Genomic DNA, 14,574 nt, shown 5'->3' with positions numbered 1-14,574 from the left:
GAACTCTCCTTGAACAATTCTTTTAACGTAACCTTATCCCGAACTGGGTCGGGATTTTTTCGTTGTAGCCCCTTTGCCGTTTGAGATTTTTAGGTTTTCCCTTATGGCCAGTATAGTATGGTTACAAATGGATTCCTATGAATCTTCCCTAAAACTGGAATGGTGTTTCCAAAAGACTCTGGGGTTTATGGGTTTGATTTTGTAAATGGGGTCAAAAGAAACGTCCCCGAAATTTTTCGGGGACGTTTCTTTTCGTTATTGGTAATTTATCAATAGTGGGTAGCCCTAATGTTAATTTACAGGATTCGCTTGTACGATACGGGTATCCGCACTTGCCGGGGTTTCGGATTCCATATAAGGGCTGGATTGTGGGAATTGGGATATCAAGTATTCTGCCAAGGCCTCTTGTTCCCCACCGGTATAGCTAAATGAGCTGTTGGCTCCGGGATCATTGCCCAAATTGGCATCCGGATAATCGATTTCCTCACCAAAACCGGTGCCCTCATAGAAATTGACCCGGTTGGGTGCACTTAAATCGGCATCGGTCAACGGATAGGCATCGCCTCCATTCGCCAGGAAGTTTAGGGTTACCAGATTAAAGGTACGGGAGGCATCGCCTTGGATCGTACCCCCGGATACCACAACATCGGTACCTACACTAAGTTCCGAAATCCGGGTACCGTTACCCTGAGCGGTTCTTGGAGTACCGGCAGTATCAAAGGTAAAGGAAAGTCCGGCCACTTGTGGGAACTGCCCAGGGGTAGCCCCGGATTCCGTGGCCGCAACGGCGTGCTCTAAAATATCCTTGAGCTCTGCTGCCGTAACCGTTAATCGTACCAATCCATTGTCAAAGCGCAATACGGCCCTAAGGTTGCCCTCGGAAATGTTTTCCGGTGCCGTAAATTCTACATCATTTGGATCCGTGGATCCCGGAGGCAAGACGGCCGTACCGATTTCGGTTCGGATCCCACCACCATTCTTCAATGAAATCTGTACGGGCTCATCGGAAAGTAGGTTGGCATACCACAAATTGGCATCTGCGGTAAGGTTGCCCAAATTGGTCTCTTGGGTCCTTACCTGACTTCTTCTACCATCCAAGTAAACATCCGAAAAGCCGAGGACATTGCTAAATTGTTCATCGATAACGGAATTCAGTGCATTTTGAAGGGTGGTAACCGTAGAAATCGGTGATCCGTTCACTTGTGAGACTACCGAAGATATGGACGCATAGGATCCGTTGAGGTATTCGTCCAAGGTATTGGTGTCCAAAACGCCATGGGCATCGAATCCTACGACCAATCGCCCCAGATATTTGTAATCCCCATCTACATTGACCACAAGGGTAGGGTTGTCACTGGCATCCTTGGTGATAAAGGGATAGGTTTCTTGAAAGCCCCCGTCTCCGGAGAATAAGCTGTCATCGCTATCGCCCATGCGAGTGTTAGATCCCCCAGCAACAATAATATCCACACCGTCCAGAAGGGTAGCCAGTTCTTTTTCAATGGCAATTTGTTGCATATGGGCCAAAAGGACAATTTTGTTGACCCCTGCTCCTTTTAGGGCATCAACGGCGGGTTGGATCTCTGCGGCAAGGTCCATGGTACCCCCTTCTCCACTAACGATCAATGAACCGGTACTGGTGATGTTCGGTAGGGTAGGTGTGGACGCCCCGACCAGACCAATTTGCTGCCCATTAATGGTCGCTATGGCATATTTGGCCACTTGGGTGCCCATAGTACTCGCTTCGGAGCCATCGGTTCCGATAGAAAAATCCTCATCTAGGGTAAAATCTACATTGGCCGAAAGGAAAGGGAAGGCCGATCCAATAAATTCGGCACCACCACCGGCTTCAGCTTGGATGGCATCCGAAAATTCACCGGGCCCTGCATCCAGTTCATGATTTCCCAGAGCACTGGCTACGACACCAAAGGCATTGGCAAATGCGATATCGGCATGTCCGGGTTCATTACTTCCCGTAACCGCACGGACGGCGGATTGTTCCGCGGCAAAAAATCGGGATCCCGGAATAATGATGTCACCGGAACTGACCATCAATGTCTGCGATCCGTAATCCGAGTCGTTGGTAAGGCCGTTGACCAATGCGGAGAATTCATCGACCGCATCCAGAGCGATCTCTTCGTTACCATCGACATCCGCGTAATGTAATAATTGAAGTACAAAATCCGCTTCGTCCAATGCTTGTTGGGCATCGGGATCTACGCCTGTAGGGTCTCCATCGTCGTCTTTACCTCCCCCTCCAACGAAGTCATCGGGATAGCAACCGTAAAAAAACAGTAAGGTCAAGGCAATTAGGAGTAATTTGTTCTTTTTCATTTCATCATAGTTTTAGTTATCGAATAAAACTAACGCCTAAAGAACAGTACAATATTTGTGAATGGTTAAATAATCTTTATAAAAAATGTATTTGGAAATTGACCTGGGAATAACACTATTCCTTAGAACCATTTTCGGATTGATTCGTTTAGGCCAAGCACAAAGCTTCCTTCTTGACCGTAGTTGTAGCCAAAGTGCTTTCACCCCACGCCGAGCTGAAAACTTCGAATGATTCCAATTCGTATGGATTCATGAATCCGTACGGATTTTGGCTCTCGGCTTAAACATCTGTAGCCCATATATGCTACATTCATCTGGGTTTAAGCCATGGTATTATGAGATTATTTGTCCTCTCTTTATGGGCCGTTTTTGTGAATTGCAATGTCGGCAAGGTCCTGGCCCAAAATGAAAAGGATTTGGTCAGGATGCTTCGGGAAGATTCCGTCGCATATTTCAAAAACTATGGAGACAATTACTTTCCTAAGGAAGCCTGGCGGACCGATATTCCACAAGGTCAAGGATTGGATGCAGGAAAACTAAAGGGTTTGATCGAAAAAATTAGAAAGGGAGAGATTTTACGGCCCATTACATCCTTGGTTATAGTAAGAAACGGATATCTAATAGTCAACGAAAGTTTCGGGGAATATGAGGATTCCAAACCACATACTTTGCAATCGGTAACTAAAAGTATCACCGGTACTTTGGTCGGGGTCGCTATTCAACAAGGCTTTATCCAGGGCCTTGATCAAAAAATCCTCGATTTCTTTCCCGAGTACCAGACCGTTAGGAATGACGATAGTGTAAAAAGGGCTATGAACCTACAACATGCCCTGAATATGCGTACGGGTCAGGCATGGACCGGGGAGCGTCACCTTGGCCCTTTAAATAAGTACAAAGGCGACAAAATGAAATACGTCCTGGATTACGAAATGGAATCGACCCCGGGCAAGAAATGGTACTACAACAGTGGGATAGCCATCCTAATGGGCGGCCTTCTTCAAAATGCCACCGCGATGGGCACCGAGGATTTTGCACAACAGTTTCTATTTGGCCCCCTTGCCATTAAAAGTGCCCAATGGTCTTGGGGCCATAGGGGTATTCCACATACCGGGGGTGGACTCTTCCTTACCCCAGGGGATTTGGCACGCATAGGTTATCTGTATTTAAGGAACGGTTGTTGGGAGGGACAACAGATTTTTCTGGAAAATTGGATCAATGGGATATTGGTGAATGCCGTTCCCTTGGTCAAGAAATTTCACGGTAGTATCCCCGCGGGGTATGGGGGTATGTGGTGGTTATTGCCACTTGAGAGAACGAAGGTCAAAAATACATTCGATATTCTTATGGCCTATGGGCATTGGGGGCAGTTCCTATTGGTAATTCCCCAATATGATATGGTAATCGTTATGACCCAAAACGATTCGGCAACCTATAGGGAGGAATTGGAACCTATTAAATTACTGTATGGCCATTTATTGCCCATGGTGCTGAACTAATGGGCTCTTAGGATAGGTATGGTTCAAATGGCTAGAGGTCAAACCTTTAATTATAAAACTTAAAAAATACTTTATACCGATGAAAAACTATATAAAAATTGTCCTTCTGGCCCTGCTTTCTTTCGGATTGAACTCATGTAAAAAAACGTCCAGTACGATTATCCGCTATACTGTCCCGGAATATTGGGACTACCAACCTACCTGGTCTCACGATGGGGAAAAAATCGTATTTGCCAGTACCCGAAATTCGCACCCGACCCAAAACTTGTTTCGTATAAATGTTGATGGAAGTGATGCTCAACAATTGACCTTTAATCAAAAGGGTTGGGGAAATAGCTTCCCTAGCTGTTCTCCCGATGGAACAAAAATTGCGTTCATCTCAGATCAAGGGGACGGGATACGGTCACTTTTTATCATGAGTACCGATGGCTCCGATATCCAAATGCTGTCCCAGGAAGAGGATGTGCTGTCCACGCAAGTGGTTTTCTCCCCGGATAGCGAACATATCTACGCCGAGGTACAGAATGAAAATGGGTCGGATATTTATAGTTTTCACGTAGGGACCGGTAAGAAATCCCGAGTCACCTTTTTTGATTGGGGCGTAGCTAACCCTTCCCTACATCCCAATGGAAAACAACTTGCATTCAACTCGGGAAGGTATGGAAATCCGGAGATAGAAGTACTGAACTTGGAAACCGGAATGGTGGAGCGGATAACAGAATCTTGGTCGGATGATGGGGCACCCGTTTGGTCCGCCGATGGCAAACATATTTATTTCTATAGCAATAAGGACGAGCCCAAATATGAGATTTATAGTATTGAGGTAACCACAAAAAAATGGAAAAGAATAACCGATTCCCCGAATTGGGATTTAGAGGCACGGGTTTCCCCCAATGGTAGGCACCTGACCTTTCATTCCAGTAGAATAGGCAGAAATAGTATTGTGGTAACCGATCTAGAGGGCAATAATAGAAAGACACTGACCAATCTGGAAGTAACCCCATTCATTGACCTTATTGAGGAAGACGGTCTGAAAAGTGCAATCGCGGCTTATCCGAATGATGTTCTCGATTCATTGGCGACTCAATATGTTTTTGAGGAGGAATTGCTGGGTCTTGCCGATGAATTGATAAAGACGAACAGAAACGCGGAAGCAAAAGAGGTATTGGACTATATAGGCAAGGATGTAAATACCGAACATTTTCCGGACATGACCGCGGAGTATTATCAAAAACTAAATTTGGAGGCCCCGTTGTCCCAATCGCAGTTTTTCCGGCTGGTATTGGACAAAGGGGTGGAAAAAGGCCGAACGGTTTTCAACGAACTACGGGAAAAGTACAAGGACTGGATTTTTTTGAACGATTATGAAATGTTGATGTTCGCCTATTGGTACCATTTTCAGGGAAGGTATGAAAGCTCCATAGACTTGCTCCATATGAATTTGGAACTCTATCCCCGATCTCACCAGACCTATCATGATTTGGGCCAAAGTTATGAGGCAAACGGCGAATTGGAAACCGCTTTCGAGTATTACAAAAAAGCTTCGGAATTGGATACCATTTCGTGGTACGGAACCCATTCCAAATCCAAAATGGAAGAACTTGGAGGTAGGGTAGGTTACACAACCGAACCAACAAAATAAAGGGAATAGAATATGACAAATAGAACCTGTGTTATGATTTTCTATCTATTCCATGGAACCATCGTACCTAAGGACGCTCCTCGATTAAAGAAAGGATGTTTCCTCCCGGATCCTTGAACCATGCTATAGCGGGTCGGTCTGTACCTTGAGGAGGCCAACATATGCCTTTTTCATCGGTTTGTAAAGGAGCAGGATATTGTTCAAAAACGATTCCCTTGGCGATAAGGGCATCTACCTTTTCCTCAATACCCGTTACCTCAAAATTGAGTACCGTAAAAGTAGCCGGGACATGATTTTCCTTGGGATAGATAATACCAATCTCTTTACCTTGAATGAAAACCCGGAGCATTCCCATTTCGTGCGTTTTTACCTTTAACCCAAGTAGTCCCTCGTAGAAATCCTTGGATTTGGTAATGTCATTGGTGGAAAAACTGTAAAAGGCCGGTGAGTTACCAAGCATCATCTTTCTATTTGAACGAAATTAAATTTTGAACTTTTTCCTGTCTCAACCATAGGGCCAGCCATAGGACGATGCCAAAAATTATCGGGAAAATGGTGTTGAAGAGCGGATCTCCATTGATGGAATGTGTAGCCACGGCACCGCCCAGCCATCCGGTAAGCAATACGGCACCCAAACCCGATGTCTTGGGATATGCGTACAAAAGGGTGCTTAAGAGCAACACTAGCCCTAAATAAAGCACGGAGGACTCAGGATAGCCCATGGTAACGGCACCATCTACGGCTTGTTCCGTTCCTAGGATATTCATCACGGCTCCCATAAGGAACATTAGCGTTAAGATGCCCTGTAGGATGTAGGAGACCCATAAGCGGCCTTTTGAAATTTGTTTGTTCGATTCCATTGGTCGGAAGTTTAAGATTGTCGGTGACTTAAAGGTAAGCATTATTTGGGCGATACTATGGTAAAGATTCATTTGGTAGCTCATATAATCCTTCTTTTTACGTGCCCCCTTCCATGGAGCGTCCAATAAGGTTATTGCCCACTATTCTTTCATACACTTCGTTACGAAGGGCCCTGCTGATCGTAATCTTTTGCGTTCCTACATAGAGAAGGTTCCCCTCGAGCTTTTATAAATCAACAGTTTAAATCGTAACGGGAAAAATGAAATCGACGGATCGGTGCCCTCAGTAGCCGAGAGGTACCCAAAGGTAGATTTTGTAAACTTCTTGGGGCATTCCGGAGGAAGGCCGAAAAGGTATGGCAATTCCCTTAGGTTTTGGAGACGATATGCCAAGTTTTTATATATTGGATGGATGGAAGGGATACATATCATCTTTCTCTTTTGGGCTATAAAAATGGGACGGGTTTTCAACCCCCATCTTTTATGTACGGGTTTTATGATTGAAAATAAATAAGGTTTAATGCGGAAAATGCTCATTTTACAAATGCGGCCCGAAGATGAAGCAGCCGATAGTGAGTTCCAGGCCATTTTACGGGTTGGTGGATTAAATCCGAACGAGGTTCATCGCATTCGTTTAGATCAGGGCATCCCCCAAATTAAAATCGATGCGTATTATGCCATCATTGCCGGTGGAAGCCCTTTTGATGTGAGTATGGATCAACAGGACAAGAGTAAGGTCCAAAGGGATATAGAAGCCTTTTACGATAGATTGTTCGATCAAGTGGTTCCGGCGGACGTTCCCTTTTTTGGTGCTTGTTCGGGCAACGGACTTCTGGGCCAATACTGTGGGGCCAGGATTTCAAAAAAATACCCCGAACCTATTGGAAGTGTTGATATTGCAGTAACCGTAGAAGGGGCAAACGACCCGCTTTTAAAAGGTTTGCCACGAACATTTTCGGCATTGGTAGGACATAAGGAAGCTTGCGATGCCCTTCCTCCAGGAGCAGTTCTTTTAGGAACTTCCGAATCTTGTCCCGTGCAAATGTTCAGGGTAAAAAAGAACATCTATGCTGCGCAATTCCATCCTGAGGCGGATGCGGATGAATTCATTCTACGAATCAAGATCTATAAGAACTTTGGCTATTTTGCCCCTGAGGAAGCCGATGGATTAATTAGGGCAATTCGCAGAACCCATACCCCGATAGCAAAGGAAATACTTAAACGCTTTGTACAGCGCTACAAGTTACAGGCCCGAAATCGGGGATGATTTGAAATGGAACTGTAGAAGTGCGATGGGCATTCCGAGGTTCGGGGAATTTGCGATACCGATATTTTCCGCTAAATTTCGTCACTAAAATGCGATAAAAAAACACTGATGGAGGAGAAACGATTTGGAGATATTGCGATAAGTGATTTACAACCATAACCCTATTGATGATGAAATTTGAACTGGATCGGGCCATCCCGATTTTAGAGAGAACACCAACGGTTCTAAGGGCCCTATTACAGGATTTGCCTGAGGAGTGGATCTGGGAAAATGAAGGCGGGGACACTTGGAGCCCATTTGATGTGGTAGGACATTTGATTCACGGTGAAAAGACCGATTGGATGGTACGAACCGCACGTATTCTTGAAAATGGTCCAAACCCGGCCTTTGAACCTTTCGATAGATTTGCACAATTTGAAAATTCCAGTGGCAAAACCCTCAAAAACCTGCTTGATGAGTTCGAAGGGTTACGGAAAGACAATCTTGCCGAATTAAGGTCAAGAAACCTTACTTCCATCGATTACGGACGTATAGGGATCCATCCGGAATTTGGTGAGGTTACGTTGGCCCAGCTCCTATCCGCATGGGTGGTACATGACCTTGGCCATATCGCCCAAATCTCAAGGACAATGGCCAAGCAATACAAGAACGAGGTAGGCCCATGGCCCAAGTATCTTACCATTTTAAATTATACCCCCAAGGAATGATTCGATTCAAATAAAGGATAGTGAGATTAAAAAAAGCGCTTTTAGTTTCAATAATTGGTTACTCGATTATTTCATGTCAAAGTGAAAAGAGGAAAATAAAGTTCAGTTCTTTTGAATCGGGCGTAGCGGGTATTGTGGAACAGGAAACCGGATATGATCTTTCCGCAAGAATGGCGTATTATAATGTTCCCGGTGTGAGCATTGCATTGGTAAGACATGGAAAAATAGAATGGGTACGGGCATATGGTATCGCTAATGGGGAAAATGGCCGAAAAGTCGATGTCAATACACTTTTTCAGGCAGGTTCAATCAGCAAACCTATCGCAGCTCTAGCAGCATTACAACTATTTGAAAAAGGTCTCGTCCGCTTGGATGAGGACGTCAACAATTATCTTCAAGGATGGAAAATAGAAAATAATGATCTCACAAAGGACGAAAAAGTTACACTTGAAAGAATTCTAACGCATACGGCCGGTCTCACGGTGCACGGTTTCCCGGGATACAGGCAATATGAGGACTTGCCCGAGATTGAGAAAGTCCTTAACGGTGAAGGGAACACCCCCAAGGTGAAAGTCAATAGAATACCGGGAAGCAATTGGAAATATTCGGGAGGCGGATACTCAATTATGGAAAAGGTAATCGAGGATGTTAGTGGCCTACCTTTAGAAGTATATATGAATGAGAACATCCTTGGTCCCTTAGGTATGGATAATAGTACTTTCGAACAACCACTATCGGAAGCTAGGCACTCCGTCGCAAGTGCCGCCCACAATAGCCGCGGAAAGGTCGTGTCGGGACTTTGGCACAATTACCCCGAACAGGCCGCGGCAGGTCTATGGACCACACCCAACGATTTGGCAAAATACTGTATTGAGATCCATAAAATACTTACCGGCGGGAAAGAGGGTATTTTAAAGAAAGAGACCATTGAACTTATGTTGACCAAGCATGAGAGACAATGGGGACTCGGGCCACGTCTTGACAAAGAGGGCGATTCACTACTTTTAGGACATGGGGGCAATAACAAGGGTTTTGCAAACAACTACATATCCTTTGCATACCTTGGTAATTCGCTTATTATAATGACAAACGGAGACAATGGAAGCGATTTAATAAGTGAAATACAAGAATCTATCTTCAATGCTTACCAATGGTGACTAAATTAATACAGTACAATAAACAAAGTTTTTTTAAACTTTAATTCAGCGACTCTAAATTAGGTAATATTCCCATAGACCTTGGGTTTGAATGGAATTTTGAAGGTTTCGAAAAAATGCTAATTACAAGCGCCCATCGTGTAATCATCTATACCATTGCATTTAGCAGTGGAAGGATTTGCATAAGTGACCCCATTACATCCACATACAGGGTTTAGTTCAAATGTTACAACACAACTATCCTTCTTTTCCTCCATGCAATCCTCTTTGCTGCAACAATACAGAAAAGCCAAGCAAAATATGATTATTGATATTCCTGTTTTCTTAACCCTCACGAGATTTTGTTTTTCGAATCTGTCAATTATCCTTTAATTGTGCCTTTAAATTACGGATTTAAGAGTTTGATTTGTACGTCCTTGGAGGTTATCTGACAAGAAAGTCATCATAGGTCAATGTCTATTTAAACTTATGGGACAAAAAAATGTTTTTAACCAATTCCTCTTCAAGGGGATCGTAACAATAAATCCTGTTCAAGTTCTCCCCATCTTTTTTATCCGTATAGAGTGAAAACCTTTCATCAATTTCCCCCGCTCTTTTTTCTAGAACAATCTTCGAAGAATAACCGCCTATCCTAAGCTCTTGGTAACTGATTGTTTCGCTGTCCCGTTTGATATCATCGATGGAGGAAAAAGAAAAAACACCATAATCAAAATAAAGCGTGTCCTGATTATTGGTAAGGCCTCCAAAAAAACCATCTGTGCCTTGGGGATAAAAACGTGACCAGTTCAAAGGGGTAACCAAAGTAAATTTATCAAAATCCATCCTTTGTTCGGTATCGGGATCAAATTCGTCATCTCCATCGCAGCTTATAATAAATAATGCTAGGGCAATAATTCTAAGTAACCTGTATTTCATAAAGACCATCGTTAGCTTTTCATATAGATGAAGATATTTGGTTAACGTTGCGTAGTTAGTGTAAATCCCAAAAACCAAGGAAATGATTATTTCACAATCATGGTTTATGTAAACTTTCAACTGCGAGATTCAATTTAAAATCAATTTTCTTTTCTAAACATTTAGCTGGGTAAGCCGGCCTTTGGCAAATATTTTCTACGACCCTCACATCGATTTTTTAGCCCGTGTTACATTTCCAAAAGTCGTGGTTACATAGTAAAATCCTATACCACGCCGGGCTTTGTAGGAATCGTAATACGACTGGAGAGTACCAATGGGGTCGATTTAACTGAATTTCAGTATTCCGTGTTTAGAGGCAACATATTTAGATATATACCGATTCTTGAAAGTACACAAGCAGGAAAATTGAATTACTCCGACTATAAAGCGGTCAAGGCATTTTACAATCTCCCCGACTAGCCAAGGAAATCAAACAAAAATCGCTACCTTGAAGCGGATGCACTTGGGAGATAAATGCTCTGAGAAACCATTCATGCTCCAAGCCCTGTCCTTTTCGTTGGATTAATTTAGCTGCTCTAATGGATATAGATGTTATAATTCAAGAACCAAGAAAATCTCTTGTACTCCTATTGTTTTCCTTATTTCTTGTTGGATGTGGAAGTGATGATGGCGATAGTAGTGGACCGCCGCTGCTTTCTGCATGCGAGACCGGTTCCAACCCCAATGTAAGTTTTACGGCCTCCTTTACGGATCTTGACGGTATTGATCATATAGAGCCTCTTGGCGAAATACAGGCCTTTCATAACTTTTCGGCACATTCCTATGTGTTCATTAAACCTGATGTTACAGAGGTACCCATATATGCTCCCGTGGACATGGATTTGATGAATGTTACGGATGACGGGGCCGACTTTGGCTTGATGTTCCGCGCCAGCTGTGAGGTGGTACTTCGTTTTGGCCATATTACAAATCCCATCCCCGCAATCCGAAATTTGGCTACAGACCAAGGAATAAGCATGTTCGAGGGCCAACCTCCAACACTGCTTCAGGTTTCGGCCGGAGACTTAATAGGAACCACCTCGGGTACGGCACAGGCCAAAAGTTTTGATTTTGGCGTATATCATAGTGAACGCCCACTCACCTTTTTAAACAATGACCGTTTTCATCCCGTTGAGACGTTCAAATATGCCAGTTGTCCCTATGACTACTATACCTCGGGTCTTAGAAATCAGATGTACGACCTTTTCGGTCCCAAGCCGCTGGCCCAACCCTTAAATTGTAGGGGGCCAAGAGGGAAGGAAGGGACTATTGCCGGGACTTGGTTTGATACCGAGGAAGTATTTTCGACTCCCTATTTTGGTCAGACCGAATTCTCACCCCTTCATGTGGCAACGGCCCTGAACGGAACGGTGAAAATTGTCCGAGGCACGGAATCCACGGTAAATCGGGTACTCTTTGGTGCTACGACCCACATAGATCCCGAAGAGGTAACCACGGAGCATTGCTACGAACCGGGTTCCGGGGGCTACTTTTATTTCCGGTTACAGCCAGATGGTACCTTGCACGTGGTTCGGGAAACCACGGGAACTTGCCCTTCTGAATTTCCGGCTTCAGGATTTACGGTATACTATCGTTAAATTACTATATCCATTTACAAAACCAAAATCCAGTAGTGTTGATTTCCCTTGGTTTTTGTGCCTTTTGCACACGATAGAATGAGCTGGATAAATTCTTAGTGGTGTCATATGCCAATATTCGGTACAATAAACATTGAACTCAAAAACCCTGAAGTGGGTGGTTATAGCGAGAATGGCAAGGTATGCATCATGATTCAACCAGCTGGCCTATTTTTCCACTGTATTTAAGCAGTATTTTGGATGTTCCCCTCCGAGTATGTAGAAAACGGAGAGGGCATGCTATTCTTCACGGATAAGTTGTATTGCTTTTTCGAGCACCTCGTCCCTACCTTCTCGAATACCTGTTATGGTCGGTTCTATTTCCAGATCGGGAACAATTCCTATACGTTGGGTCTCGGTACCGTCCGGGTAGTAGACACCAATTCCTGAGATCATGGTTCTGATGTTTCCAGGAAGGACTATGGATGTTACATTACCATCGGCTGCAGCGGTCGTATGTCCGATTACCATAGCATTCGGCGCTACCCTTAAAGCCATTGTGGTATATTCGGATTGACTTATGGTACTTGGGTTTACCAAGATGACAACCTTTCCTTTAAAATAATCGGGATTGTCCTCTCCTACCTTTAGGGGATCGGAAAATGTAAACTTTCCCGGTTGTTGGAGGCTGCCCATAGTAAATTTCACAAATTCAGTGGGTCGGGGCATCAAATACTTTCCTAAACTGAAAACAATAAAGTCGGAAGGATAACATCTCAAATCAATAATAAGACCTTTTTTACGTATAAAAGTCTTCATAATATCGTGGATTTCCCCTTTTTTAAGGCTTCCGGGATAAATGTATCCAATGTTGTTTTCCAATTCCTTATGTGAAGGAATGTCTTTGTCCCAAAAATTGATCTCACCATAAGGAACACTTAAAACTTCCTCATCAAAGACCTTGTTGCCGTCCTCAATGGAAAGGGTAAGGCTATTTTCATTGGTGCGCAAAAGCTTTCTGGCAACGGCCGATAATTGTACGGTTTTGTTCGAGCCCGGGGTATACGCTAATTTTTCTTTCACCAAATCGGTTATCGGAATTCCATTCACCTTTGAAATAACGTCCCCTGGTTTTATCTTACTTTCGGGTGGAAGTTGCGGATAGGTCTTTACGACAACCGCCTTGTCCTGTATAAAATGCACTTGAATAGGAGCGATGTTTTGTCCAAAAAATCGGATAAGCACTTTATCCCGCCTCCCCATGTTTCCATGGGTGTCCTGAATTTCCCGAATTAATTTAAGCATGGCCAGCTTATAACCCAATTCGTCATCCGCTTTCAAAAACAGGGGTATCGACTTTTTTAAGACGTTGTTCCAGTCCTCGTCTATCAGATGTTTGTAGGGAAAGAAATACTCGATCATATTCCAATATCTAAAGAGACCTATGAGTTTTAATCCGTCATCGTTCCATTCCATATCCTTATATGAACGTTCATTTTTGAATAAGGGGTTGCCTATATTGGGTGCAAATTTTAAATGATAGTTTATCTTTTCTTTTGGTGCCTCCCGTAACGCGTGGAGTAACCCCTTTAGGTCCTTGGATTCAATATCCGAACTTGATATCCAGTTGGTATTCGCTTCCAATGCAACATTTTTAGTAACATCTTCGATTTGTTTTTCCGAGGCGGGTTTTTCAAACTTTTTCAACCAAGAAAAAACTTGATTTTCAAAGTCAGTACTATCAATAATCGAAATAGTCCTGAGCAATTCACTGTCCCAGTTAATGTTTCCTTTTGCAATTTCTGGATGATGGTATTTTACAAATCCCCATATTTTACCTAAAGTGTAGAGGTTTTTTAATTGCCGCTCCGTAGGCTGTTCTAGTTTGAAATTGGAACCTTTTTCGAACTCAGTATCCATTTCAGCCTTCGATAGCTTTTTTTCCACCTCGGCAAGGGTTTGGATATTTTTGCCATCCACGAATACTTCAAAATCATCGAACCAAGCAGTGCCTTTTCCCACCAAAATACCTGCGACCATAATATTTTCAGTTTCTTCCGGATAAGGGAAGCTGATACTATATTTTTTCCAATCCGTAGAACCTATTACGCCTCTGTCTCGCATATTATCGAAATGAAGCGGTCCCCCCTCACCATCAAGGCGTAACAGCAAACCGGCATGACCGTCGGTAACATCCTTGGTCTTAATATAGCCCTGAAGCTTAACGGTGCTTCCCCTATACTTGGAAGGAATACGATATGCCATACTGCCGAAAGTACTGCCTGTGCTGTCGGAAACAATCCTACCCGAGTAGTTGCCCGAGTGGAATACCTTATCGTCCGTGTCGAGATGGTAGTTTCCCCAATGGATCCATTCTGAAGGTAAACCGTTACCATTTTGGGCATTTTCGAAGTCCAAATGAAAGCGCTGAGTTAACGATTGTCCGTAAAATGAAAGTGATGTCAACAGAAGGAAAAGAAGCGTATTTTTTTTCATGTCGGCAGGAGGGATTAGTTTTTCTAAAACTACGGCCCTTTGTAATGCTCTGATGTTAAGGAAGTTGTAATGTATGTTAAAAAG

The 14,574-nt window shown here is 43.5% G+C and carries 11 protein-coding genes; 6 read left to right on the top strand and 5 right to left on the bottom strand.

All coding sequences use genetic code 11. The annotated features are described in order from the left end of the window. Positions 1–291: 291 nt before the first annotated feature. Positions 292–2,334: a bifunctional metallophosphatase/5'-nucleotidase gene (locus ACO06Y_RS01195; RefSeq protein WP_422081999.1), complete on the bottom strand. Its 2,043-nt coding sequence runs from the start codon at positions 2,332–2,334 to the stop codon at positions 292–294. 335 nt (positions 2,335–2,669) lie between these two features. Between ACO06Y_RS01195 and ACO06Y_RS01190 the strand changes: the two genes are divergently transcribed. Then, the gene (locus tag ACO06Y_RS01190) at positions 2,670–3,830 is read left to right on the top strand and encodes a serine hydrolase domain-containing protein (RefSeq protein WP_422081998.1); all 1,161 of its coding nucleotides are present in this window, start codon (positions 2,670–2,672) and stop codon (positions 3,828–3,830) included. A gap of 79 nt (positions 3,831–3,909) precedes the next feature. Further along, entirely contained in the window at positions 3,910–5,472 is a 1,563-nt protein-coding gene (locus ACO06Y_RS01185) for a DPP IV N-terminal domain-containing protein (protein ID WP_422081997.1), read from the top strand. A 67-nt stretch (positions 5,473–5,539) separates the two neighbouring features. Here the strand turns inward: ACO06Y_RS01185 and ACO06Y_RS01180 are convergent, their stop codons facing one another. After that, positions 5,540–5,935, bottom strand: a complete 396-nt coding sequence (locus ACO06Y_RS01180) for a VOC family protein (RefSeq protein ID WP_422081996.1) — start codon at positions 5,933–5,935, stop codon at positions 5,540–5,542. Between the two features lie 4 nt (positions 5,936–5,939). Next, a complete protein-coding gene (locus ACO06Y_RS01175) occupies positions 5,940–6,332 on the bottom strand; it encodes a DoxX family protein (protein WP_422081995.1) in 393 nt (130 codons plus the stop codon). A gap of 529 nt (positions 6,333–6,861) precedes the next feature. Between ACO06Y_RS01175 and ACO06Y_RS01170 the strand changes: the two genes are divergently transcribed. The 3 genes from ACO06Y_RS01170 to ACO06Y_RS01160 all read left to right on the top strand — a co-directional run bounded on the left by ACO06Y_RS01170 (position 6,862) and on the right by ACO06Y_RS01160 (position 9,463). After that, entirely contained in the window at positions 6,862–7,599 is a 738-nt protein-coding gene (locus tag ACO06Y_RS01170) for a glutamine amidotransferase (RefSeq protein ID WP_422081994.1), read from the top strand. A 167-nt stretch (positions 7,600–7,766) separates the two neighbouring features. After that, positions 7,767–8,306, top strand: coding sequence for a DinB family protein (locus tag ACO06Y_RS01165; RefSeq protein ID WP_422081993.1), 540 nt, complete (start codon positions 7,767–7,769; stop codon positions 8,304–8,306). 20 nt (positions 8,307–8,326) lie between these two features. After that, on the top strand, positions 8,327–9,463 hold the full coding sequence (locus ACO06Y_RS01160; protein ID WP_422081992.1) for a serine hydrolase domain-containing protein: 1,137 nt from the start codon (positions 8,327–8,329) through the stop codon (positions 9,461–9,463). 456 nt (positions 9,464–9,919) lie between these two features. Here ACO06Y_RS01160 and ACO06Y_RS01155 read toward each other — a convergent pair whose 3' ends face one another. Then, complete coding sequence (locus ACO06Y_RS01155) at positions 9,920–10,378, bottom strand: hypothetical protein (protein WP_422081991.1); 459 nt, start codon at positions 10,376–10,378, stop codon at positions 9,920–9,922. A gap of 578 nt (positions 10,379–10,956) precedes the next feature. Between ACO06Y_RS01155 and ACO06Y_RS01150 the strand changes: the two genes are divergently transcribed. Next, complete coding sequence (locus ACO06Y_RS01150; protein WP_422081990.1) at positions 10,957–12,015, top strand: hypothetical protein; 1,059 nt, start codon at positions 10,957–10,959, stop codon at positions 12,013–12,015. A 279-nt stretch (positions 12,016–12,294) separates the two neighbouring features. Here ACO06Y_RS01150 and ACO06Y_RS01145 read toward each other — a convergent pair whose 3' ends face one another. Further along, positions 12,295–14,490 carry a S41 family peptidase gene (locus ACO06Y_RS01145; protein WP_422081989.1) on the bottom strand — a complete coding sequence of 732 codons (2,196 nt, stop codon included), beginning with the start codon at positions 14,488–14,490 and terminating at the stop codon, positions 12,295–12,297. Positions 14,491–14,574: the final 84 nt, after the last annotated feature.

The organism is Ulvibacterium sp., assembly GCF_965228935.1.
Classification (GTDB): domain Bacteria; phylum Bacteroidota; class Bacteroidia; order Flavobacteriales; family Flavobacteriaceae; genus Ulvibacterium.
This window is presented reverse-complemented; position numbering and strand designations above follow the sequence as displayed.